This window comes from Bacillus sp. PPSBB_2 (genome assembly GCF_045291115.1).
Lineage (GTDB): Bacteria > Bacillota > Bacilli > Bacillales > Bacillaceae_G > Bacillus_A > Bacillus_A cereus.
This window is the reverse complement of the sequence record NZ_CP147983.1, coordinates 2,226,045-2,249,414: the sequence shown is the minus strand read 5'-3', so window position 1 is coordinate 2,249,414 and position 23,370 is coordinate 2,226,045. Positions and strand designations below refer to the sequence as shown.

Sequence of the window (23,370 nt, the reverse complement as noted above, 5' to 3'; positions counted from 1 at the left end):
TTATCATTTATTTAAGGAAATATTTTTCAATATCATCTAACATAAGGTTCGCAGCTTTAATACCGCCTGCTGTATTCCAAATTACCTCATCTACTTGGAATACTTTATTATTTTTAGAAGCCTGTAGTTGCTTAAAGAGTGGATCTTCTGTCCATTCCTTCGCTAACGAATTTCCTTCATTATTCTTATCTGCATCTTTATCAGACGTGAAATAGAATAAGTAGTCTCCGTCCATATTTGGAATCTGCTCTTTTGTAATTCCTTTTATCGCAAAATCATCTTTATCTTGTAATGGTGGTCGTTTAAATCCAATATCATTTAAAACAACGCCCGAGAATGAGTTTTTTTGATAAATACGAACATCACCTGGCACGAAACGAATAATAGAAACTTTAGAATTCAATTTATCGCCCAACTTCTCTTTCATTCCTTCAATGCGTTTTTTATAATCATCAAGAGCTTTTTGCCCTTCTTTTTCTTTATTTACAGCTTTTGTATAAAGTGTAAAGTTTTCTTTCCAATCACCGCGTAATGTTTCTGCATAAACAGTTGGTGCGATTTCTTTTAGCTGATCATATATTTTTTCATGACGCATTTTATTTCCGATAATTAAATCTGGCTTAAGCTTCATTACAGCCTCTAAATTAATATCACGTTCAGTTCCTACAACTTCCGTGTTTTTTAACTCTTTCGCTAAATGAGGATACCATTCATCACCAGCACGTGGTTTCGTAGTCCCCACTGGCGTTACGCCCACAGCTAGGAGAGCCTCTGCGCCTTCATTTGTTAAAACAACAACTTTTTTAGGTGTACCATTTACTGTCGTTTCACCCATTGCATGCTTTACCGTATATGAATCTTTTGCTTTCGCTGATATATTATTTTCTTTTTTCTCTTCTTTACTACATCCTGCAATTACAACCATGAGTATCATAATGCAGAACATAATTAGTTTTTTAGTATGTATCATATGTCCTCCCTAGATGAAATCGATTATCATTAACATTTAAAGATTAATGTATCTTACATACATTGTCAATGTATATCAGAAAACTTTTTTAATATATACTATTTAGATTCTATCCGCTTTTCTAATGTTTCTTTTTAAAACATAGTGCATAAGTATGAAAAAAAATGTTGTTATTAAAATGCGTACCCTTGTTATACATAACAAGGATACGCATCCATATTGCACTATCATTTTAATTCCTAATATTGAGTATACTTAATATACGCTGAGTCATTATATACCCACTGATTTCCCCCAAGGTTTAACCAACCATTTTCATTTATATATACTAAATAAGATTCTGGAGAATTTAATTGGCGGATAACTGCAGATGTAGTTGATGGACCACTTCTTAAATTTACATTCATCCCTTGTATATATGCAACCCCAATCGGGCTTCCATCACTATTGCTTGTCTTTACAAAATTAATGTAAGAAAAATCATTATACACCCATTGTCCATTCCCCAAATCTAGCCATCCGTTACTTTCTTGATATACAACGTAAGATTCTGGAGAATTTAATTGACGAATAACTGAGGAAGAAGTTGATGGACCATTTCTTAAATTTACATTTTTCCCAAGAACATAAGCGATTCCCTTCGTTTGAGGTACCGGTTGTGGATTTGGAGTTACTCCAAAAATAGCTGCTATTCCATTTGCATACGCTTGACTTAGATCTTCAATAAATTGTGGATTTTTTAATAAATTTGCATCAAAAGCTGTATCAATAAAAGCAGTCTCAGTTAAAATTGCATCCATTGCGGTTTCTCTTAATACCGCATAATTTTCTTTTTTTGCTCCTCGATCACGAAGACCATATTTTGTTAATACAGGATTGACAGCTGTATGCATTTTTTGTTGCTTTGCATATGCAGTGCTGCTATTGGATAACGCATTATAAATATAACTTTCAAAACCTGTACCCCCGCCGCTATTAATATGAAATGAAATAAAATAATCCGCACTGAAAGCATTAGCAATATTAGCACGTTCAGATAAAGAAATAAACACATCACTATCACGTGTCATTTTAATTGTAATTGGGTAATTTACCGTTAAAATGTCTCGAACGCGTCTAGCAATTTGAAGTGTTAAGTTTTTTTCTACTAAACCATTACCAACAGCACCAGAATCATATCCACCGTGCCCTGCGTCTATAACAAGTTTCATTTTATTGCCCCGCCCCTTTCTTGTAATATGTTTGCATTTCTACTCGTCCTATTTTATGTGAAATGTACAAGTTCTGTTACAATTGCAAATAAAAAAACCGCCTTATGTAAGGCGGTTTCTATCATCTTGCTTTAACCAATTTAAAATAAATATATACGATTGATAGTGAACATAACGTATGCAAAATAAAATAAATAAAAGTGCTATTCCAACACCACTATAAAGTAAACCGAACTTTTAAAAAACATTTACAAGTGGTGGAAAGTTTGTTAGATTTTGCAATGCACTAAGCATACAAAACATAATGAAAAAGACAGGGACGTATTGTAATTCATACGGCTTTTTTTTCTTAATCATTCTTTTCCGAATGATTATATGACATAATTCTGCTACTATAAAGCACCCTCCAATTAATACAAGACCAGAAGTCATCGTCATACATCCACCTGCCTTATATTTATTGTATCGCATAAATAATCATCGTTATATTTTCTTTACATACTCTTCATCTTCTGAAGTAAAACCAAAACTCTCTATGAAAGACTTCGCCTTTTCTGTTAATTTCTCTTGTAGCACTTTTATTTCTTTCACATTTCTTTGTTTCATCATTTCTTCAAATGTAAAATACGTATTTGTACCATAACCGTAACCTTGGTAATCAAAATGAATAATTAGCTGTGATAAAACAGCCCGTTCCTCTTGTACACTATAATCTATTACACCAATATATGTATCATCAACTTTCACACAGTACTGTACCTTTTTCTCACCTAAACTATGCGATTTAAACATTTCTTTAACAACGCTTTCATTTTCTACAGTAACTTTCTCAAACGTAATCATATGTTGTCCATCCTTTTACTATTATTGTATCAATAATACTTCCTATTTATGAAAAAAACCTTAAGACCGTATGCGATCTTAAGGTTTTTCTAATTAAACTAAGCTATACGCACGTTTTGTTTCTTCATGGAACTTATTCGTATCGTATTTATGCTCAACATAAATTTGGTGCCATACCATAAACGCAAGTACAGTCCAAATTTTACGGCTATAATCGCCTTTATCTGCACAATGTGCTTCCAGTAAGTTTAATACATACTGTTTGTCGATTAAATGCTCTGTCTTACTTTCGTTTATAATATTTATAGCCCAATCATGCATTTCGTCTTTTAACCAGTGACGAATTGGTACTGGGAATCCAAGTTTTTTACGATCTAATACGTGATCTGGAACGATTCCGCGTGCTGCTTCACGTAAAATAGCTTTCGTAGTTCCGTTAGCAATCTTAAATTCAGTTGGAATTTTAGATGCAACATCGAATACTTCTTTATCTAAGAACGGTACACGAAGTTCTAATGAGTTTGCCATTGTCATTTTATCAGCTTTTAATAAAATGTCACCGCGTAACCATGTGAACATGTCAATGTACTGCATTTTACTTACATCATCATAATCTTTAATCTCGTTATACAATGGTTTCGTGATATCCATATAGTTAACACTTTCATTGTAATACTTCATTAATTCAGCTTTTTCTTCTTCACGGAAGATTTTAGCATTTCCATAGTAACGCTCTTCAATTGGTGTACATCCACGCTCTAGGAAGCTCTTACCTTTAAATCCTTCTTTAAGAGCACCACTTAATGCTTTTAGAACGCTCTTACCTGGGCTAGGAATGTAAGAGAACATTTTTAGTGAATTTGGCTCACGGTAAATGTTATAACCACCAAATAGCTCGTCTGCGCCTTCACCAGAAAGAACAACTGTTACATGTTTACGTGCTTCTTTCGCAACGAAGTACAATGGTACAGCTGCTGGATCAGCTAAAGGATCATCCATATGCCAAATGATTTTTGGGAACTCATCCATAAATTCTTTCGCTGAAATGAATACGTTATGGTTTTTAACGCCTAATTTCTCAGCAGTTTCTTTCGCAACATCAACTTCACTGAAACCACGTTGCTCAAAACCAACAGAGAATGTTAAAAGATTTGGATTCATTTCTCTTGCGATAGAAGCGATGATAGATGAATCGATACCACCAGATAAGAATGAACCTACTGGTACATCACTACGCATATGCACTTTTACTGAATCATATAACACATCACGAATTGCTTGGATATGCTCCTCTTTCGTTGCACTTGAAGCGTTGAAATAAGGTTTCCAGTAGCGATGGATTTCCATCTCTTTACCGATTTCTTTTACGAAATAATGACCAGGCTCGATTTTATTAACATCAATTGTTAAAGTTTCTGGCTCTGGACCATATTGGTACGTAAAGTAATGTTGTAGTGACGTTGGATTAACGCCTTTATCTTCCATCACATGCATAATACTTTTCTTCTCAGATGCGAAGAATGTAGTATCACCTTGTTGTGCGATGTATAAAGGTTTAATACCGAAGTGGTCACGTGCACCGAAAAGTTTCTTTTCTTCACGATCCCAAATCATAAATGCAAACATACCACGAAGGTAATCTACACATTTTTCTTTCATATGTGCATACAATGCAATGATAACTTCTGTATCAGATTGCGTTGCAAACGTTGCACCTTTTTCAAGTAACATTTCACGTAATTCTACATAGTTGTAAATTTCACCATTAAAAATAATTACATATCGATCATTTTCATAAGTTAGCGGCTGATGTCCTGCCTCTAAGTCAATGATGCTTAAACGGCGGAAGCCAAATTGTACATGTTCATCACGAAAATATCCTTCGTCATCTGGACCACGGTGGAAAATCATCGTGTTCATATTTTCAAATTGATGTTTTTCTGTTTCTGAAAACTCTCTAGGGTTTTCACATAAACATCCTACAAAACCACACATACTTCTTACCCTCTTTCAGTTTTCATTCTGTCTCTATACTACTATATCAACCCTATTTATACTAGCATAATCAACTGAATATGGCGACCAAAAACTATAAAAAAATCACTCCATTTCACATTTTTAACAATTTTTTATGAAAACATGAAAACTAGGCACTCACCTTTCTCCGCTTTTGTCATATGATATTGCAAATTGATTTCTAGGAGGGAATACCATGAGTGAAGAAAAAAAAGATTCTTCTCGCCCACCGGTTCGTAATTACTTAAAGCAAATTGATGATTTCTTCGAGCAAACACCTCTTCGCAATGTAATCGCTGATTTAAATCATTTTTTCCAAAAAGGAAACCGTTTATTAACATTCCCTGTAGATTTATATGAAGTTGGTGAAGAACTCGTTGTTACAGCTGAACTACCAGGTATACAAAAAGAACAAATCCAAATTGAAATACAAAGTGAATACTTAAAAGTCTCTGTAAAAGAAGAGATACTTGAAGAGGAAGAAGAACAAACATCCCATAACTATTATCGCCGAGAACGTTCCATTTCAGAAGCATCAAGATTGATTAAATTGCCGTATTCAATTAATAAAAAAGCGGCAAAAGCTTCTTATCAAAACGGCGTATTAGAAATTCGGGCGCCGAAACTTCCCCAGCAACATGACATTTTATCGATAGACTAATGCAAAAAAATAAGGGTGCTATGCACCCTTATTTTTAACCCACTAATCGCTTCATATCACGTATAATGTCTTCGTATGGCGTATTACTAATGCCACTATACTTTTTCATTACTTTTCCGTTTTGATCAATTAAATAAAATGATGTACCATGCATGACCTGACCGTTCTCCGGCTTATCTACAAGTGATTGGAAATTATCTTTTGAAAACTTTGTAATATCTTCTAACGAATACCCCGTTAATAAATTCCAGTTACTAGTATCCTCTGTAAACTTTTGAATAAAAGCTTTCAGATTTTCTGGCTTATCAAGGTCTGGATCTACACTAAATGAAACAAACTGAACGTCTAATTTCTCTTCTTTTGCCATCTTTTGAAGCTTGGCCATATTTGCAGTCATTGGTGGACAAACTGTCTGACAATTTGTGAACATAAAATCTGCAACCCAAACTTTCCCTTTTAAATCTTTTGTACCAAATTGCTTTCCATCTTGATTTGTAAATTGGAAGGTTTCTAAATCCCAATTTAATGGTTTACGAAGCTTTGAACCTGATTCACTACATCCAGCAAGTACAAAGAGACAAAATACAACCATAAGACCAATTATTTTTTGATAACGCTTCATTTATAAACCTCTTTTCTCTATCCTAAATTTAAATAGGTTATGTTTATAATAACAAAAGTTAACACTACGAGAAAATTGTTTACTACATTTGTTCACGAAATCGTACGAATTTACGTATGTTACTTCTTTATTTCAAGCGAATTACTAGACAAAATATATTTTTTTACTATTATTTCTATAAATAAAAGTGATAAAACTAATTTTATTGTTACTTTTGTAAATACCTCTCCCTATTTTTTAACAATTCCTTAAACATTAATCCATGTTTTACACTGTATTCCTTAACAACATTTCGGTACAATACAAATACAACGATTTTAAATGAGGTGATGTTCATGGCAAAGCGCTATGAAAATATGGATAATGTTAGTACAAAAAAATCAATTCGCTCTTTTTTACGCTGGCGTAAAGAACGAAAGCAAAACAAAAAAGATTTTTCTTTCTTAGTAGAACAATCACCCGTTAAACAAAGTGCATTTTTGCAAAGTAATGTTGAAAAAACGACTATCACATGGATTGGGCATTCCACTTTTCTTATCCAAACGAATGGACTTAATATATTAACAGATCCAGTATGGGCTAATAAATTAAAGCTAGTTCCAAGACTTACAGAACCTGGACTCTCTATAGAAGCACTACCTAAAATTGATATTGTCCTTATTTCACATGGTCATTATGATCATTTAGATTTTTCAACTCTTCGTCAGTTGAATGATGATGTTCTATATCTTGTACCTATTGGATTAAAAAAATTATTTACTCGTAAGAAATTTAAACATGTAGAAGAGTATAAATGGTGGGAAAGTACGATAATTAACGAAGTTTCTTTTCACTTCGTACCTGCTCAGCACTGGACGAGAAGATTCTTATTTGATATGAATACATCTCACTGGGGTGGATGGATTATTGATAATGAAACGACTATGGAAACCATATATTTTTGTGGTGACAGTGGCTATTTCCAAGGTTTCAAAGAAATTGGTGAACGCTTTTTAATTGATATTGCTCTTATGCCCATTGGCGCTTATGAACCAGAATGGTTTATGAAAGTATCTCATGTTTCACCTGAAGAGGCCGTGCAAGCTTATTTAGATTTAAACGCTACGCATTTTATACCAATGCATTACGGAGCTTTTGCACTCGCCGATGAAACACCTCGTGAAGCAATAACTAGACTTCGAAATAATTGGAATTTGCGCATGTTACCGTGGGAACAACTGCATGTACTCTTTTTAGGTCAAACTTTTATTTATAGTAACGCAACAAATAATAAGCAAATAAACGAAAAAATTGAAACTTTACATGTGTAACGTAATGACTGATTTTCTATATCCAACATATAATATAGAAAATCCTATAGTGAAAATTTAATTAGTGGGTTTTCTTCATCCCCACTGATTATTTGCCTTCACCAATCAAGCTTTTACGGGCAGCCCGCTACCTAACCTCTTTGCTCCAGCTAAATTTGAGGTAGAGAGTTTTACTGTCCGCAAATAGCGGGATAAAGGGTGTTTTCTATGAATGAATATTTACAGACTCGCTATATCATTAGCGGTAGTGCCTGTGTAGCTCTTCTTATTTCTTACTTTCTATTTACATAAAAAAGCTACTTGAAATATATTTTCAAGTAGCTTTTTTATTACTCTGCTAAATACATAAATCCGATTGCGCCCGGACCTGTATGAGTACTAATAATAGGCGTTGTATAGAAAATTTCTGATTGAGCAAATCCACTCACTTTTTCAACCGCCGCTTTCATACTTTCAGCTAAAGGAATTGCTTTCGCATGCGGAATTGCAACAGCTTTTACGACTTTTCCAGCCGTATCTTGCTCAAATAACTTAGCTAATGTTTTTACAATTTGGCCTTGGCTACGAACTTTCGTTACAGGATTATAAACACCGTCTTCAAGACTAGCAATTGGCTTTATATTAAGTAGCGAACCGATAAACGCTTTTCCTTTACCGATACGTCCACCCTTCACTAAGTTTTCTAATGTATCCACTACTACATATAAACGAGTATTCTTTCTTACTTCATCTACACGTTTTAAAATTTCTTCTAGTGAGCGTCCGTCATTTGCCATTTTTGCAGCTTCAATTACTTGATATGCTAAAGCATGTGTAATAAATTGAGAATCAACAACTGTTACTTTTGTATCAGTCATTGATGCAGCGCTATTTGCAGTTGCTACAGTACCGCTCATTCCACTTGTCATATGGATAGAAAGGACTTCGCTTCCATCTTCCCCTAGCTTGTCATACATTTCTACAAATGTACCCATAGCTGGTTGTGATGTTTTTGGTAATTCCTCTGATTTAATCATTTCTTCAATAAATTCGTCAGGTTGTAAATCAACGCGATCTAAATATGTTTGTCCATTTACAGAGATTGATAATGGTAAAACATGAATGTCATACTTTTCGATTACGTCTTGTGATAAATCTGCCGTTGAATCTGTTACAATTTTAATTTTTTGCATACTATACTTCTTCCCTTTCCAATACGCTCTCCTTGTTATTATACTAGTATTCCCATTGCTTTCAACAATTTGGAACGAAATTTCATCAAATTAATTATATTTTCATATCTAAAATGAAAAAGACAGAGTTTACTAACCCTGTCCGTACTTCGTATCATGCATTTTTTTCAAGGGTATTTGTTTTATATACATTTAAATAATCATTCCACTTCAAACAATTTTGTAAATATTCACGGAAAGAATACGAAAATCTTGGGTGTTTTTGTTTTTGAATTTTTGCAATAAATAATTGAAGACGAGACTGAATTAGAAACGATAATGGATGCTGTGCCTGTAGGACAGGGATTTCAAATATTTTAATGCAATCCCCTGTTGAATGAGTGAAATAAAAACTTTTCGTAATCACAATATCAATCCTCTTTTTCATTGGATTTTTGAACTTCCTCTACTTTGCGCTGTAACACGTTGTTTAAAGTGGAGTAAAATCAGACTTATATGATTTCTGTAGTCCTTATGGCTAGAAGATTTATACTCTATTCATCTCCACCTAATTCACCTTCCCGTTCTAAATATCTCTGAGACGGGAATCTCATTATCCATCAATTGTTTAATACATTTAGTATAAGCTTATAAAAGCGCAAAGTTTGTCTAAATTTTGGAGATTCTATAATTTTTTTCTTCTATATATTGTATACGTTTATAGCTATAGTATAACAAATAAATAAAAAAGTGCCTTTATAACGAGGCACTTTTCGACTGCATTTCTTCTCTTTTCTTTTTCCTCTTACTAACAACCTTTGATAACGCAATACTTACTTCATAAATACAAATAAGCGGCACTGCAACTAAACTATGAGATAAAAAGTCTGGCGGTGATATACAAGATGCAATGATAATTAATGCTACGTAAGCATACCTTCTTATTTTTATTAAAAATTCCGCCGTAAGTATTCCAATACTAGTTAAAAACATTACAACGACTGGCAATTCAAAAATCACAGCAAATGGAACTGTTAAATTAAGTACAAAATGAAAATACTTTTCTGTCGTAAACATCGTATTAAACATTTCATTACCTATCGTAGTTAAAAAGTGAAATAGAAACGGCATTACAATAAAGTATCCAAAACATAAACCTGCGATAAATAATATAGACAATACCGGTATATACATTATTGTCATCTTTTGTTCATTTGGATGTAAACCCGGTTTTACAAATAACCAAATTTGTATAGCAGCAAAAGGAATTGTACAAACGATAGCAAATACTGTAGCAATCGAGAAAAAAATCCACAATACATCACTTGGACCGAGAACAGTTAATTTCATTGGTAAATCTTTTACAAGCCAAAAATAAATATCCTTTGTAAAAGTAAATCCAATAATTAAAAATAGTACAAAGGATAACACCGTATATATTACTCTTTTTCGAAGCTCAACAATATGTTCTACTACGCTCATTTCCCGATTTTCCATCTCGTTCACCACACTTTATTTATCCATTACAAGGAAAATACACTACATTTTTTCTTTCTTTTCCTTTTCTTGAAATGCGTCATCTGTCAATTCTTTCGTTGATTTTTTAAACTCTTTTAACGTTTCCCCTAAAGCCTTCCCGATTTCCGGCAATTTTTTAGGTCCAAATAAAATGAGTACTGCTACTAAAATTAAAATTAACCCTGGAAAGCCAATATTTGAAAACATTTCCCCATCCCCTTTATTAGTAGTTTCCTTGTCCTACTATTACATAATTTTATTTTGTCAAAAAAGTTTGAAAACGTCAACAAATCCATTGTCTTTTGTCAAAAAAATTCAAAAATATAATCAATTATACAAATTTCATTTTCTATTGCTCTTGTGTATGATATGGTAAGGGAAATGACATATTATTTTATGATAGTAGAAAGGATTTGCATTATGACTGAAAAAATGACACGAATGACCCAATTTGTAAAAGAAGAAATTGCAAATGCAATTACACATGGTATCGGTGCCATTTTAAGCATCCCTGCCTTAATCATATTGATTATTCATGCTTCTAAGCACGGTACCGCATCAGCCGTAGTTGCATTTACTGTTTATGGTGTAAGTATGTTCTTACTGTACTTGTTTTCAACATTGCTACATAGCATTCATCATCCTAAAGTAGAAAAAATATTTACTATTTTAGATCATTCAGCCATTTACTTATTGATTGCTGGCACGTATACTCCTTTTCTACTTATTACACTTCGTGGCCCATTAGGATGGACGTTGCTTGCTATAATATGGACACTAGCAATCGGAGGTATCGTCTTCAAAATTTTCTTTGTACGTCGCTTTATAAAGGCTTCAACTTTATGTTACATCATTATGGGATGGCTCATAATCGTTGCTATTAAACCACTTTATGAAAATCTAACTGGACATGGTTTTTCACTACTTTTAGCAGGTGGAATTTTATATTCTGTTGGAGCTATATTCTTCCTTTGGGAAAAGCTACCTTTCAACCATGCCATATGGCACCTGTTCGTTTTAGGTGGTAGTGCGATGATGTTCTTCTGTGTACTCTTTTATGTCTTACCTACAGCATAATAAAAAAGGATTCAGCTTACGATAAGCTGAATCCTTTTTTATTACTTATGTAATTGTGAGGCAATAACTTCCTGTGTATGCTTCGTTAATTCTTTAATATCCATATTCGCATAATCTTCAGGTGTAATCGGCTTAGAAATTGTTACTGTTGCATGAGCTGGCTTCATACGATTTCCATTCGCTTCAAACATCTTATATGTACCATCTAATGTTACAGGTAAAATTGCTGCACCTGACTTTACTGCCAGATGAAAACTACCAGCCTTAAACTCTCCAACTTCGCCACCCTTACTTCTCGTTCCTTCAGGGAAAATTACGATAGAATGTCCATTCTTTAATAGTTCAATTCCATCTTTAATCGCTTGAAGAGATTGACGACGATCGCTACGATCCATAAATACACAATTCATCAGTTCCATCCAAGTTGGTACAACTGGGAACTTTTTAATCTCTGCTTTTGAAACGAATCCAATTGGTTTATTTAAGTAACCTAGTAAAACAGGGATATCCATATTACTTTGGTGATTACTTACAACTAGTACTGGCTTGTCTTTCGGAACATTTTCAAGTCCTTTCACTTCTACTGCCCCTCCAGCTACACGTACCATTTTCTTACCAAACCAATTTGTCGTTTTATACACAGCATTGTCTTTTTCTTTTGGCGCCATCGTATTTACTTGTCTTTTAAGACGCCACATTCTCGGTGTAATCGCAATTACGATTAAAATTAAATAAAAGATTTTAAAAAACGTTTGAATCATACAGAACCCCCACCTATTATCATTCCGACCTTCATTATACTAGACAAACGAAGGAAAAAGAAGAAAAAAAGTCCAAACAGCAAGTGTTCGGACTTTTTAAGCATTCTATATTAGAAACGTTTTGCTAATTCACGAGCATTAGCAATTGCTGCTTCTTTAATTTCTTGTGCTTTTTCAGGGTTTGCATTCATACCTTCAACTGCAATATATTCAGTATCATTTACACCGACAAATCCTAATACAGTCTTTAAGTGATTGCGACCGAAGTCTACAGCTGCGTATGCTCCTTCAGAATATACGCCACCTGTTGCTTGAATGTGAAGCGCTTTTTTACCTTCTAATAAGCCGACTGGACCATTTTCAGTATATTTGAATGTTTTACCTGCGATTGCTACGTTATCTAAGTATGCTTTTACTACTGGTGGATAGCTAAAGTTCCACATTGGAGTTACGAATACATAACGATCTGCATTCATAAATGTTTCTAAGTTTGTGTTCATTGCTGCTACTTTTTGTTGTTGAACTTCAGTTAAAGCTTCAAAGCCTTCACCTGCTGCAAATTTACCCCAAGCAGCAAATACATCTGCATCAATTGCTGGTACTGTAGTGTTGAATAAATCAATTGTTACAACTTCGTCTTGTGGATGTTCGTTTTTATAAGCTTCGATGAAAGCTTCCCCTACTGCCATTCCGAAAGAACCTTCTGCTGAATTTGGATTTGCTGTGATAAATAGTACTTTTGTCATTGTATTCTCTCCCTTTTTTCTCTTTATCTTTAATTCAAGATTTATTTTTCAAAAGTTAATGACTTACCTTATGTAAGTATAATACAAAAAGTTTTAATCAATGTCAATAAAAAATAGCTACTTTTTTTTCGTAAGTTAATGATTTACTTTGTTTCCTTAAAATTTAGTATACGGATATTACAAACTCTTTCATATAAATAGGCTACCTCTACAACTTATAGAGATAGCCTACTATTACATATTATTTTTGAAATACATGTTTTACTTTTTCAGCTGGAATATTACTTCCGCCTCTACCTTTTACATCTTCAATCATCATTGTAATGACCATATCTGGGGAATTTAAATCAAATGCAGCGAACCAACCTAGTTCTTTTCCTTCGGCCTCTTTTGATACTTTTAATTCCGCTGTACCTGTTTTTCCAGCAAGAGTCATGCCATCAATTTTAGCAATTTTCCCTGTACCATCTGGATCATTAATTACTTTCGTCATTGCAGTTTTTAATATATCCTGATTTCCTTTAGAAATTACATTTTCTTTCCAAGCTTTTGGTTGTTTATCTGTTTTAATAATATACGGTGACGGAATCGTTCCATCATTTACAATTGGCGCATACGTTAAAGCTAAATGAAGAGGAGTCATTAATACTTGTCCTTGTCCATATCCCGTATCTGCCATTTGAATATCATTTTTAATGCCGTCATTTGCAATTTTAGAAGCAGGGAATCCATATTCAATTGGTAGTTTCTCATCGAATCCGAATTTTTTTGCTTCACTCATAAACTTGTCTTTTCCGATTTTCAAAGCTTCTTGTGCGAAGTAAATATTATCCGAGTATTTCATCGCCTTATCAAGATCAATCGGATTTGCATCTTTCACACGCGTTACATAGTAATTACCCCAAGAAGAATCTTTTGTCCATTTTAATCCTTCAATTTTCAACTCTTCTTTTGGATCAATCGTTTTCGTTTCAAGACCAATTGCAGCTGTAATAGGTTTAAATACAGAACCTGGTACCGACAATTGTGTAAAGCGATTTGTCATTGGTTTTTTCGGATCATTATTCCAAGCTTCGCGTTGTGCCTTCGATGTCCCTCGTGCAATTATATTAGGATCATATGCTGGACTACTTACTAGTGCAATTGTTTCTCCACTTTTCGGATTAATTGCTGCACTTGAACCAGCTTCACCCTTCATTTCATTATACGTTTTTTCTTGAACAGCACTATCAATAGTTAAAGTTACATTTTCTCCATCAACAGCATCTGTTTTTGCCAAGTTTTTAATTTCTTTTCCTTGCGCATCTTCTACAAAGACACGGCCACCTTTTTTACCGCGTAACTTTTCCTCTAATACTTGCTCTAAACCAGCTTTCCCAACTGGGTCATCAGCTTGATAGCCTTTCTTTTGTAGCGTTTTTAAATCTTCAGCATTTACCTTTCCAATATAACCAGTCAGATGAGCTGCCGCTTCCCCTAACGGATATGTACGAACATTTACAGGTTTTGTTGAAACACCTGGTAAATCAATGTACGTATTTTGTGTTGCCCCTTCAGGCAAAATTCCAATTGGTACGAGATACCCTGGTTTTACCCATTTAGCAGCTAATTTTTGATCAATTTCTTCTACAGACATATTTAATAACTTCGCTACTGTTTCTTTCGTTTGCGGAGCAGTATCGCCTAACTTTTCAGGAATCAATCCGATTTCAGAAGCTTTCCCATTCGTTGCAAGACCTTTTCCATTACGATCGTATATTTCACCACGTTTTGGCTGTGTTGTCTGCATACGCACTTTACTATCTTTCGTCATGCCTGGGAAAATAAAATCAGGAGTCCAATCTATTTTCCAAGATTCTTTATCTCCATCTTTTTCTTTCACCATTTTTGCTTCATGACCAAATGTAATTTTACCACCAACTGTATCCATGCTTACTTTAAAAGGAACAGGGCCTTCATCTTTTTTATCTTCTTTTACTTCCCCTGTTTCTACCTTTAAGTCTTTCACTTCGATACCAGAATAAATTTTTTCATATTTCTCAGTAAACTCTTTCTTTGAAATATCTTTTTTTGCATTTTTTGATAGTTGATCATACATATCTGCAAATTTTTGTTTATTCCACGCTTTTACATATGTATCAAACGCTTCTTGTGGTTTTTCTTCTTTACCACATCCAACTAACATGAATGTTAAGCAAAGAAAAAGAATCCCCCATATCTTTCTCAATCGATTCTCCTCCTCTTTCTATATTAGTACTTTTGAAAATTTTAGCATTTTTACATGCTACCTATCATTATAGCACTATCGAATCTCATCTATAAACTTATATTGGTGAATATAAATAAAAAGATTGATGCGAATTCTCACATCAATCTTTTTTATTATTGTTGTTTCTCATATACATGGTAATAATACGTATATGGATTTTTTTCATCCGTTAAACCTTTTTCTACAAAAATCTCTTTCCAATTTGTCATATCTATTTCTGGGAAGAATGTATCTCCTTCAAATGCATGATGGATTTTTGTTATATATAACTTGTCTACATAAGGTAAAAAGAGATCGTAAATTTGCGCTCCACCAAAAATAAAAATCTCTTCTTCATTTTTACATAGTTCAAACACTTCTTCTACAGAATGAACAACTTCACAGCCTTCAACATGATACCCTTCATTACGAGTTACAATAATATTACGTCTTCCAGGCAGTGGTCTACCAATCGCTTCATAGTTCTTTCTTCCCATAATAAGCGGGTGACCCATCGTTGTTTTCTTCACGTATTGTAATTCACTCGGTAAACGCCAAGGTAAATTATTATCTTTACCAATTACTCTATTTTCGTCCATAGCGACCATAAATGAAACAATCATTTTTTCATCTCCTCTACAATTATACTGCAACCGGTGCTTTAATTGCTGGATGCGGATCGTATCCTTCAATCGTTAAATCTTCCATTTCAAAATCGAAAACAGATTTCACATCTGGATTTAATGTAAGTTTCGGGAATGGACGTGGTTCACGTGCCAATTGCTTTTCTACTTGTTCAAAATGATTTGTATAAATGTGTGCATCACCAATTGTATGAACAAATTCTCCCACTTCAAGTCCGCATTCATGTGCAATTAAATGTGTTAGTAGTGAGTAACTTGCAATGTTAAATGGAATTCCAAGGAATATGTCACCACTTCTTTGATATAACTGACAAGAAAGCTTTCCATCTGCTACATAAAACTGGAATAGCGTATGACAAGGCGGTAAGGCCATACTTGGTACATCTTCTGGATTCCAAGCAGAAACGATTAAACGACGTGAGTCTGGTGTTTTTTTAATCATTTCAATTACATCTTTTAATTGATCAAGTGTCTCACCAGCTGTCGTTTTCCAAGCACGCCACTGTTTACCATAAACGTCTCCTAAATAACCATATTTATTTGAGAACTCATCATCTTCTAAAACGTTCTTTTTAAACAATTCCATTTGCTCGTCGTACTGTACTTTAAATTCTTCATCTTGTTGTGAGCGAAGACCAAAATCAGTCATGTCAGGACCAGTATACTCATCACTTTCTACCCAGCTCTTAAAAGCCCATTCATTCCAAATGTTATTATTATGCTGCAATAAATAGCGAATATTTGTATCACCTTTCATAAACCAAAGCAGTTCACTTGCTACAAGGCGAAACGGTACTCTCTTTGTTGTTAATAAAGGAAAACCTTTACTTAGATCAAAACGCATTTGATATCCAAATACAGATACAGTGCCTGTCCCTGTACGGTCTTCTTTCTTCGTACCATGTTCCATTACATGGCGGCATAAATTTAAGTATTCATTTTCAGCATGTTTCATATGTAGGAAAACCTTCTTTCAATCGTATATGCAATTTATCATAACATGAAAAATGATAAATTTAATAATCCTAATTAATAAAATTTCTTGCGCTAATTCTTACAAAATTATTAACTTTCCGAATATAAAAAGGTTTTCATTTTCTATTACCGAAAGTATAGTGCGGTAGAACAAAATTTATATTTGGAGGTTAGAAGTATGTCTAAAATTGAAACGCCTGTTATGACTTCTTTACAAACAACGGTTGAAAAACTGATGAAGGATTTAAATGTTCCTGGTGCTGCTGTCGCTGTTATAAAAGACGGTGAAGTTATTATTTCAGAAGGTTTTGGCTATCGTAATATAGAAACAAAAGAGGCTGTTACACCGAATACTCGATTCGCAATCGGTTCCTCAACGAAAGCATTTGGCACACTTTCATTAAGCTTGTTAGCACAGCAAAAAAAGTTTAATTGGGATACCCCTATCCAGTCTTATATACCTAACTTTACTTTATCTGAACTACTTGCTAGCTCACAAGTTACAGGACGGGATTTAGCTTCTCATCGAACTGGAGTGAGTCGTCATGAGGCTCTTTGGTACAGTTCTTCCTTATCTCGAAAAGATCTCGTTGAAAAAATAAAACATTTACCACTTGATGCACCGTTCCGGACTGCATTTCTATATAACAACTTAATGTATGCAACAATTAGCTACATTGTTGAAAACATTACAAATCAAACGTGGGAGCAGTACACTACAGAACATATTTTAGAACCTTTAAATATGAGACATACAAACTTCTCTGTTAACGATTCACAAACTACAGATGATTATGCTTTACCTTACATTGAAAATGACGGTGAAATAAAAGCAGTTCCATTCCGTAACATCGATACAGTTGGCGCTGCTGGGTGTATTAATTCCACAATTGAAGATATGGCACATTGGGTACTTCTCCACTTAAATGAAGGAAAATTTGGAGATCATGAATTAATCTCCTCTGAATTATTACAACAAATGTATACACCACACAATTCAATTCCAGACCAACCGGTTTTATCACTCCCTGAATCTCCATTAAATAGTTACGGTCTTGGTTGGTTTATTAGCGCTTATCGTGGTAAAAAAGTGATTCATCATGGCGGTAATATCGATGGATTTTCAGCGCTTGTTTCATTCATACCAACAGAAAACATAGGCCTTGTCATTTTAACGAATGCTGGAGGAACATTACTTCCTACTTATCTCGCTAATCAAATTTATGACGAACTACTTGAATTAGAATCCATTGATTGGCATAAACGTGCTGTAGAAGATACTAAAAAAATGAAGGAAATGATGAAAGAAGCAACTGAATCCCTCCCTGAACAAATTAAAGGGACTACACCTTCGCACAAGTTAGAGGATTATACTGGTACTTTTGAACATCCTGCATACGGAACATTACAAGTATACAAACGAGATGATTCGTTATATGCACAATTTATGGAAATGGATATTCAATTAGGGCATCATCATTACGACATCTTCTCTGCAAAAGTTGACTTATTCCAAATGAAAATGAGCTTATTATTCGCTTATGAAATGAATGTAAGTGGTGAATTCCCATCCCTTCAGTTACATGTACCAGCTACATTAAGTACTCAGCCGCTTACATTTAAGAAAATTAAATAAGTATTTTGATGGTAAAAAATAAAGGTAGGTGCGAATCACACCTACCTTTTCTATTTCATATCAATCTTATCTGGTTGAAACCAAATTGGCTTCGATAACTCAAAGTTATTATGATCCTCTAAAACTATAGTAAGACGCTCTAACATATCCTCTAACATATGCGGTGTTGCTCGTAATGTCCAGACAACTGAGGAGAAAACTGTCATGCCAACGTACACTGTGTATAATTTCCAGAACTCCTCTGGTATTTTCCTATTAAAGTATCCTTCTATTTGTCCGATTGAATACGGAATACTAATGTCCCTTGCAAACAGTGCAATTTTCACAAAATCATGAAGTGGGTCGCCCCAGTCGTAGCCATTAAAATCAACAACACCTACATATTTTCCATCCCGTACAATTATATTTTCTAAATGAAAATCATCGTGTTGAAATCGATTTGGGCGGTTCTTTAAAGATATTTCATTTTCTTCAATAAACTTTATGATTTTATCATCATTTTTTATGTTTATTCCACATGTTTTATATGCCTCTAAATATTTACTATGTTTTTTCATTGCTCTTTCATACCATGGAAGTATATTATTAGGAGCTTCATATGTATGCATTTTTGCTAAATCTTTTCCTGCCTCTATACCAATATCATATTGTTCTTTTGGTGAATACGTAGGCAATAGCTTCTTCGCATCCTCCCCTTCTAAATATGAAAAAATGCCATAGCATAAACCTTCTTCTGCCAACAAACCCATTTCAATTGGTTTTTGTGCTTGCACACTACGATTTTGCATTTCATTTAAAATTTGAAACTCTATTTTCTTTCTTTCATACTCTTTTATATCGCCTGTCCGCAATAAATATTTTTCATTATTCGTACTCGTAATTATATATTTCTTATCAGGCGAAAAACCTTTAGAAATTTCTTTAATATCCACTGCATCTTTTACTATTTGTATATTATTTTGCCATGCTGTAATTATCTTCATATCTATTCCCCTTACATTTCTGCATTTGGTGTATAGGCAACTTCTACAATAAATCCATTCGGATCGTAAAAATCAATCGTATAATAACCTTCCGAATAATGATCCATTTCAATTGGACCACGTATTACCTTGACTTTCGTACTAGAAAGAAAATCTGCTACTTCATCAACTACTTCTCTATGAATAGCTTGATAACAAATATGTCTAGGCCCTAACGTCCTTACAATTTCCTCATCTACTTCTTTAAAGTATATTTCACTTTCTCCTGTGCTATATGCTACTTCATTTAACTTTCTCCACCCAATTATGGAAAACAACTTATTATAAAAAGAAATGGATTCCTCTAAATTTGCTACCCAAAATTCAATATGATGAATGCCTGCTCGCAGTGTATTCATATTAAGAATACGCTCCTTGTACTACTTGCACAATTTCCATCGGCTTATGAACCATGTAATCTGGTGCATCTTTTTTCACTGTTTCAATAACATCATATCCCCAAGATACCCAAATTACGTTCACTCCAGCCTTTTTACACGCTGCTACGTCTCGCTGTTCATCACCGACATATAACATATCTTTCTCTGTTATTTTTTTTGATTTCAAAAATCTTTTTATCATTTTATCTTTACCAAACAAATTTTTAGAACAATACACTTCTTGAATATTTTCGATACCATTCTTGTGTAAAAACGCCCGAATATGCTCTTCTGAGTTCGATGATATGACTGCAATTCCGTAGCCTTTTTTATGTAGTTCATCTAATACTTCTTTCATCCCATGGAACAAAACGAGATTTTTTATAGTAGGCTGATATAATTTATAAAATTCCAACGCTAATATCGGTAGTTTATACAGTGGTACATTAAGTTGTTTACATCTCTCTGGCATCGTTAATTTACGTAAATGTTCAATTTCGTCTTCCTTTACTGCTTTATACCCATGTTTTTCAGCAAGTTGATTATAAATCGGTACAAATATATTTTGTGAATCTACTAATGTGCCATCAAAGTCAAAAACAATATATTTTTGCATTCCCATACTCCCTTTGCTTCTTTTTTCTAAACCTATGTTATTCAACAACATAGTTGTCTGTCCCTTCTATAAAAATAAAAAAGAACAAGATTTTCTCTTGTTCTTTTTAAGACAACCATTTCGGTGGTACATTCGTATTCCAATAAATATTTCCTAACTCATGATGTCCAGAGTATCCATCATCAAAACGGTGGTAATGGAAATTAAAATAATAACCATCTTGCGGTGGATGATCTCTTCTTACATGGAAACGCAATAAATCATTTCCAGATTTCGTATCGTAGACGTGAAAAATCTTCTCATTATTTCCACCAGCTGGTTTTTGAGAAATCGCTAATGATTGTAGTGAATCTTCTGGTACATCACTAGCAAGCTCAGCAATTGCCTCTTCAATTTTCGGTAATATTACATCTTTAAACTCATCTTCAATTACTGGACCAATTTTAGTACCAAACTTTTGCATCGACTGCTTCTCTGCTTCTTGCATTGCATAAGTAATAAAAGTATCGGTGGTTAACCTGTCATTCGTTTCTTCATATGTATAGGACGTGCTCTCCAAACTTTGTTGCCCAGCTGTGCTCGTAGGCTTGTCCGCAGCTTTGGCATTATCAAGTAATATGGAAGGAGGCGTCACTAAACCAAATGTAAACACGGTAATTAATGCGACTAAGGTTTTTCTAAACCAATTTGGCATTTATGTTCCCTCCCCTTTCACTCATTATTTTTTATATAACGGTGGTTTCTTCTATTATACAAAATGATTGTAATTTTTGCACTTTACATTTTTGTTAACGTTCACATATTTTTCACTTGAATATGAAATTGTAAGATTTCATACAATAAAAATACAACAACAATAAGGAGGCGATCAGATGACTTTAGATGTCATGTATTCCGCCGCAAGTATACTCGTTTTAGTATATTTTATTTATCAATGTGTTACAGACTAGAAAAAGAGCCGTCAATGGCTCTTTTTTAATGGTACAAATACAATCCATACAATTAATAAAATAAAAACAACGCTGCCTACCACAGCTGGCAATAAATAAAACTGTGAAAGTATAACTATTCCATATAAAAGTATTGCTGGTAGTAATAAATAACGATCTGCCTTCCATCTTAACAATAGTAATTTCCCTTCATCACAATATAAACGAAGAAACATCTTATTCGTAAATTCATTCCAATAATCACGTGCATAGCGAGAAATTGCAACTACAGCAAATACGAGAACAATAGCTGCAATCCACCTTGGAGTCATAATTATACTTGCAGTACTGATACATACAATTTGAATATAAAATATTCGTGCAGTACTTGTACGGAAAAATTCTTTCAAAAAAGATTCGACAGTACGAGAATCAGCTTTTTTCCCTAAAAGTCTTTTAGAGCGCGGAAACATCCACGGTTTTTTATTCGAACTACTCGATTTAGCCGCATGACCACCAACTTGCATAATTCCGCTCGTCCAGCGCATGCTTTCCTCCTTTTCTTTCTCGATTTCTTTAAAAAAGAACTTTTTATAATTCATTTTCTCTTTTACTAATACACTACTTAAGAAAATTACTAGACCGATAAATAAAATTGAATACAACGGATTTTTATAAATAAAAAATAAACTAATTCCAAAAAAGGACACGCTCATAGAAAATACTACATTTTTTACAATCCATAAAATCCATCGTTTCCCCACATGTACATGAACAAATCTCGTTAACAACGACAACATAAATCGAAATATAGTAAAGAATACCCAAAATAATAGGACTTGTATCTCTGTTACTTCGATACTTTTCATCAACACCGGTAACATAATAACGACTACTATTATATTCGTTATCGCTATTCGAACAACTGTGTACATCATGCCATACTGGACTAATTTTCGCATATGTGTTGCATACGAAATTAAAAATAAACTATCCGCTTGCTCAAAAAATGAACGAACTCCTCTTGGATATGTTACTAAATAAAATGCGAGTAATCCTAATCCGAAATACATCGTCTCTTCCGTTGATAATTCATTTATCCATAGCGATCGATAATAGATTCCCATAAATATAAGTGCTGGAATAATAATATATAATGCGACTGTCCAATCTGTTACCGAACATATAGACTTCCATTTCCGCTGGAGTTCATGGCGTAATCTCTTATAAAATTGTTGTTTAATCATGTTGTTCACGCCTTACAATTACATCAAAGCAGTCTAATAATGAACTACCCGGCATTTCCGCTAATATTTGAATAGATTCTAAATGTCCATCTGCGACTAATGTACCTTGTGAAATGAGTAAAAATCTTTCACAAATTTTTTCAGCAGTATCTAATACGTGCGTACAAAGTAAAATTCCTGCCCCGCGCTCTTTTTCTTTATATAAATAATTTAAAAACTCTTTCGTAGCTACTGGATCTAAACCGATATAAGGTTCGTCAATGATATAAAAATCTGGCTCAGTTAAAAACTCCAATATTAGCATAGATTTTTGTTTCATGCCTTTTGAAAACTTTGATAAATACTCATGTTTATGCTTATTCATTCGAAAAGTATGTAATAATTGTTCCGCTCGTTCTTCCCAACTTCCCATTTCACTTCCACGAGCTGCCATTAATAATTCAATATGTTCCCAGAGCGTCAAGTAATCATAGTATGTTGGATGTTCTGGTACGTATGCATATGGATTTTTCTTTTCACCGAATGATATTTCACCGTCCATATTTACAAGTAATCCGAGTATCGTTTTAATCGTCGTACTTTTCCCAGCACCATTCGCTCCAATAAGAGTAACTAGTTCACCTTTTTCGATAGAAAAAGCTATATCATGAATTGTTTTTTCGCCTATTTCATATCCAGCTGAGCGGATATTTACTTCTAACATGTATTTCCCCTCTTTCCATTTCTAATACAATCAAGGGAAATAATAACATATAATTATCTATATATTATTATAAAATATTTATTT

The 23,370-nt window shown here is 33.8% G+C and carries 24 protein-coding genes and 1 pseudogene; 4 read left to right on the top strand and 21 right to left on the bottom strand.

Annotation, left to right across the window (positions count from 1 at the left end; genetic code table 11):
• Nucleotides 1–7: 7 nt before the first annotated feature.
• The 5 genes and pseudogenes from V6946_RS11305 to asnB all read right to left on the bottom strand — a co-directional run bounded on the left by V6946_RS11305 (nt 8) and on the right by asnB (nt 5,019).
• The gene (locus tag V6946_RS11305; RefSeq protein ID WP_000581989.1) at nt 8–970 is read right to left on the bottom strand and encodes an ABC transporter substrate-binding protein; all 963 of its coding nucleotides are present in this window, start codon (nt 968–970) and stop codon (nt 8–10) included.
• Between the two features lie 239 nt (nt 971–1,209).
• On the bottom strand, nt 1,210–2,181 hold the full coding sequence (locus V6946_RS11300; protein WP_006925141.1) for an N-acetylmuramoyl-L-alanine amidase: 972 nt from the start codon (nt 2,179–2,181) through the stop codon (nt 1,210–1,212).
• A gap of 102 nt (nt 2,182–2,283) precedes the next feature.
• Nucleotides 2,284–2,613: pseudogene (locus tag V6946_RS11295) on the bottom strand (hypothetical protein).
• A 51-nt stretch (nt 2,614–2,664) separates the two neighbouring features.
• Complete coding sequence (locus V6946_RS11290) at nt 2,665–3,024, bottom strand: GNAT family N-acetyltransferase (protein ID WP_000627523.1); 360 nt, start codon at nt 3,022–3,024, stop codon at nt 2,665–2,667.
• Nucleotides 3,025–3,117: 93 nt separating this feature from the next.
• Nucleotides 3,118–5,019 (bottom strand): asparagine synthase (glutamine-hydrolyzing), encoded by a 1,902-nt coding sequence (asnB, locus tag V6946_RS11285; protein WP_000333816.1) that lies wholly within the window; start codon nt 5,017–5,019, stop codon nt 3,118–3,120.
• A 217-nt stretch (nt 5,020–5,236) separates the two neighbouring features.
• On the opposite strand from asnB, the gene V6946_RS11280 reads away from it, so the two are divergent.
• Nucleotides 5,237–5,701, top strand: coding sequence for an Hsp20/alpha crystallin family protein (locus V6946_RS11280; protein WP_001288085.1), 465 nt, complete (start codon nt 5,237–5,239; stop codon nt 5,699–5,701).
• Between the two features lie 34 nt (nt 5,702–5,735).
• Here the strand turns inward: V6946_RS11280 and V6946_RS11275 are convergent, their stop codons facing one another.
• Complete coding sequence (locus V6946_RS11275) at nt 5,736–6,323, bottom strand: SCO family protein (RefSeq protein WP_000833335.1); 588 nt, start codon at nt 6,321–6,323, stop codon at nt 5,736–5,738.
• 335 nt (nt 6,324–6,658) lie between these two features.
• Here V6946_RS11275 and V6946_RS11270 point away from each other — a divergent pair, with 335 nt between their 5' ends.
• Complete coding sequence (locus V6946_RS11270) at nt 6,659–7,633, top strand: MBL fold metallo-hydrolase (RefSeq protein WP_001129630.1); 975 nt, start codon at nt 6,659–6,661, stop codon at nt 7,631–7,633.
• A gap of 329 nt (nt 7,634–7,962) precedes the next feature.
• Here V6946_RS11270 and V6946_RS11265 read toward each other — a convergent pair whose 3' ends face one another.
• From V6946_RS11265 to V6946_RS11250, 4 genes are all read right to left on the bottom strand, one after another.
• A complete protein-coding gene (locus V6946_RS11265; RefSeq protein ID WP_001169470.1) occupies nt 7,963–8,805 on the bottom strand; it encodes a DegV family protein in 843 nt (280 codons plus the stop codon).
• Nucleotides 8,806–8,959: 154 nt separating this feature from the next.
• Nucleotides 8,960–9,211 carry a DUF2535 family protein gene (locus V6946_RS11260; protein ID WP_000629012.1) on the bottom strand — a complete coding sequence of 84 codons (252 nt, stop codon included), beginning with the start codon at nt 9,209–9,211 and terminating at the stop codon, nt 8,960–8,962.
• Nucleotides 9,212–9,540: 329 nt separating this feature from the next.
• Nucleotides 9,541–10,281 carry a twin-arginine translocase subunit TatC gene (gene tatC, locus V6946_RS11255; protein ID WP_000431523.1) on the bottom strand — a complete coding sequence of 247 codons (741 nt, stop codon included), beginning with the start codon at nt 10,279–10,281 and terminating at the stop codon, nt 9,541–9,543.
• Nucleotides 10,282–10,323: 42 nt separating this feature from the next.
• Complete coding sequence (locus V6946_RS11250) at nt 10,324–10,509, bottom strand: twin-arginine translocase TatA/TatE family subunit (protein ID WP_000492443.1); 186 nt, start codon at nt 10,507–10,509, stop codon at nt 10,324–10,326.
• Nucleotides 10,510–10,722: 213 nt separating this feature from the next.
• Here V6946_RS11250 and V6946_RS11245 point away from each other — a divergent pair, with 213 nt between their 5' ends.
• Nucleotides 10,723–11,379: a hemolysin III family protein gene (locus V6946_RS11245; RefSeq protein ID WP_000136889.1), complete on the top strand. Its 657-nt coding sequence runs from the start codon at nt 10,723–10,725 to the stop codon at nt 11,377–11,379.
• 41 nt (nt 11,380–11,420) lie between these two features.
• Here the strand turns inward: V6946_RS11245 and V6946_RS11240 are convergent, their stop codons facing one another.
• From V6946_RS11240 to V6946_RS11220, 5 genes are all read right to left on the bottom strand, one after another.
• Nucleotides 11,421–12,140 (bottom strand): 1-acyl-sn-glycerol-3-phosphate acyltransferase, encoded by a 720-nt coding sequence (locus tag V6946_RS11240; protein ID WP_006925127.1) that lies wholly within the window; start codon nt 12,138–12,140, stop codon nt 11,421–11,423.
• Nucleotides 12,141–12,250: 110 nt separating this feature from the next.
• Entirely contained in the window at nt 12,251–12,886 is a 636-nt protein-coding gene (locus V6946_RS11235) for an FMN-dependent NADH-azoreductase (protein ID WP_000170025.1), read from the bottom strand.
• A gap of 241 nt (nt 12,887–13,127) precedes the next feature.
• On the bottom strand, nt 13,128–15,113 hold the full coding sequence (pbpC, locus tag V6946_RS11230; RefSeq protein ID WP_001227243.1) for a penicillin-binding protein 3: 1,986 nt from the start codon (nt 15,111–15,113) through the stop codon (nt 13,128–13,130).
• A 155-nt stretch (nt 15,114–15,268) separates the two neighbouring features.
• Nucleotides 15,269–15,757, bottom strand: a complete 489-nt coding sequence (locus V6946_RS11225) for a dihydrofolate reductase (protein WP_000637205.1) — start codon at nt 15,755–15,757, stop codon at nt 15,269–15,271.
• Between the two features lie 19 nt (nt 15,758–15,776).
• Complete coding sequence (locus V6946_RS11220) at nt 15,777–16,733, bottom strand: thymidylate synthase (protein ID WP_000679609.1); 957 nt, start codon at nt 16,731–16,733, stop codon at nt 15,777–15,779.
• A 198-nt stretch (nt 16,734–16,931) separates the two neighbouring features.
• Between V6946_RS11220 and V6946_RS11215 the strand changes: the two genes are divergently transcribed.
• Complete coding sequence (locus tag V6946_RS11215) at nt 16,932–18,389, top strand: serine hydrolase (protein ID WP_006925126.1); 1,458 nt, start codon at nt 16,932–16,934, stop codon at nt 18,387–18,389.
• A gap of 50 nt (nt 18,390–18,439) precedes the next feature.
• Here the strand turns inward: V6946_RS11215 and V6946_RS11210 are convergent, their stop codons facing one another.
• From V6946_RS11210 to V6946_RS11185, 6 genes are all read right to left on the bottom strand, one after another.
• Nucleotides 18,440–19,372, bottom strand: a complete 933-nt coding sequence (locus V6946_RS11210) for an aminoglycoside phosphotransferase family protein (RefSeq protein ID WP_366981828.1) — start codon at nt 19,370–19,372, stop codon at nt 18,440–18,442.
• Between the two features lie 11 nt (nt 19,373–19,383).
• Nucleotides 19,384–19,770, bottom strand: coding sequence for a VOC family protein (locus V6946_RS11205; protein WP_001094666.1), 387 nt, complete (start codon nt 19,768–19,770; stop codon nt 19,384–19,386).
• Between the two features lies 1 nt (nt 19,771).
• Nucleotides 19,772–20,407, bottom strand: a complete 636-nt coding sequence (locus V6946_RS11200; protein WP_033692691.1) for an HAD family hydrolase — start codon at nt 20,405–20,407, stop codon at nt 19,772–19,774.
• Nucleotides 20,408–20,513: 106 nt separating this feature from the next.
• Nucleotides 20,514–21,101, bottom strand: a complete 588-nt coding sequence (locus tag V6946_RS11195; RefSeq protein WP_001134421.1) for a YpjP family protein — start codon at nt 21,099–21,101, stop codon at nt 20,514–20,516.
• A 267-nt stretch (nt 21,102–21,368) separates the two neighbouring features.
• Nucleotides 21,369–22,583 (bottom strand): ABC transporter permease, encoded by a 1,215-nt coding sequence (locus tag V6946_RS11190; RefSeq protein ID WP_366981827.1) that lies wholly within the window; start codon nt 22,581–22,583, stop codon nt 21,369–21,371.
• Nucleotides 22,576–23,286, bottom strand: a complete 711-nt coding sequence (locus V6946_RS11185; protein WP_006925123.1) for an ABC transporter ATP-binding protein — start codon at nt 23,284–23,286, stop codon at nt 22,576–22,578. Before V6946_RS11185 ends, V6946_RS11190 begins: the two co-directional genes overlap by 8 nt.
• Nucleotides 23,287–23,370: the final 84 nt, after the last annotated feature.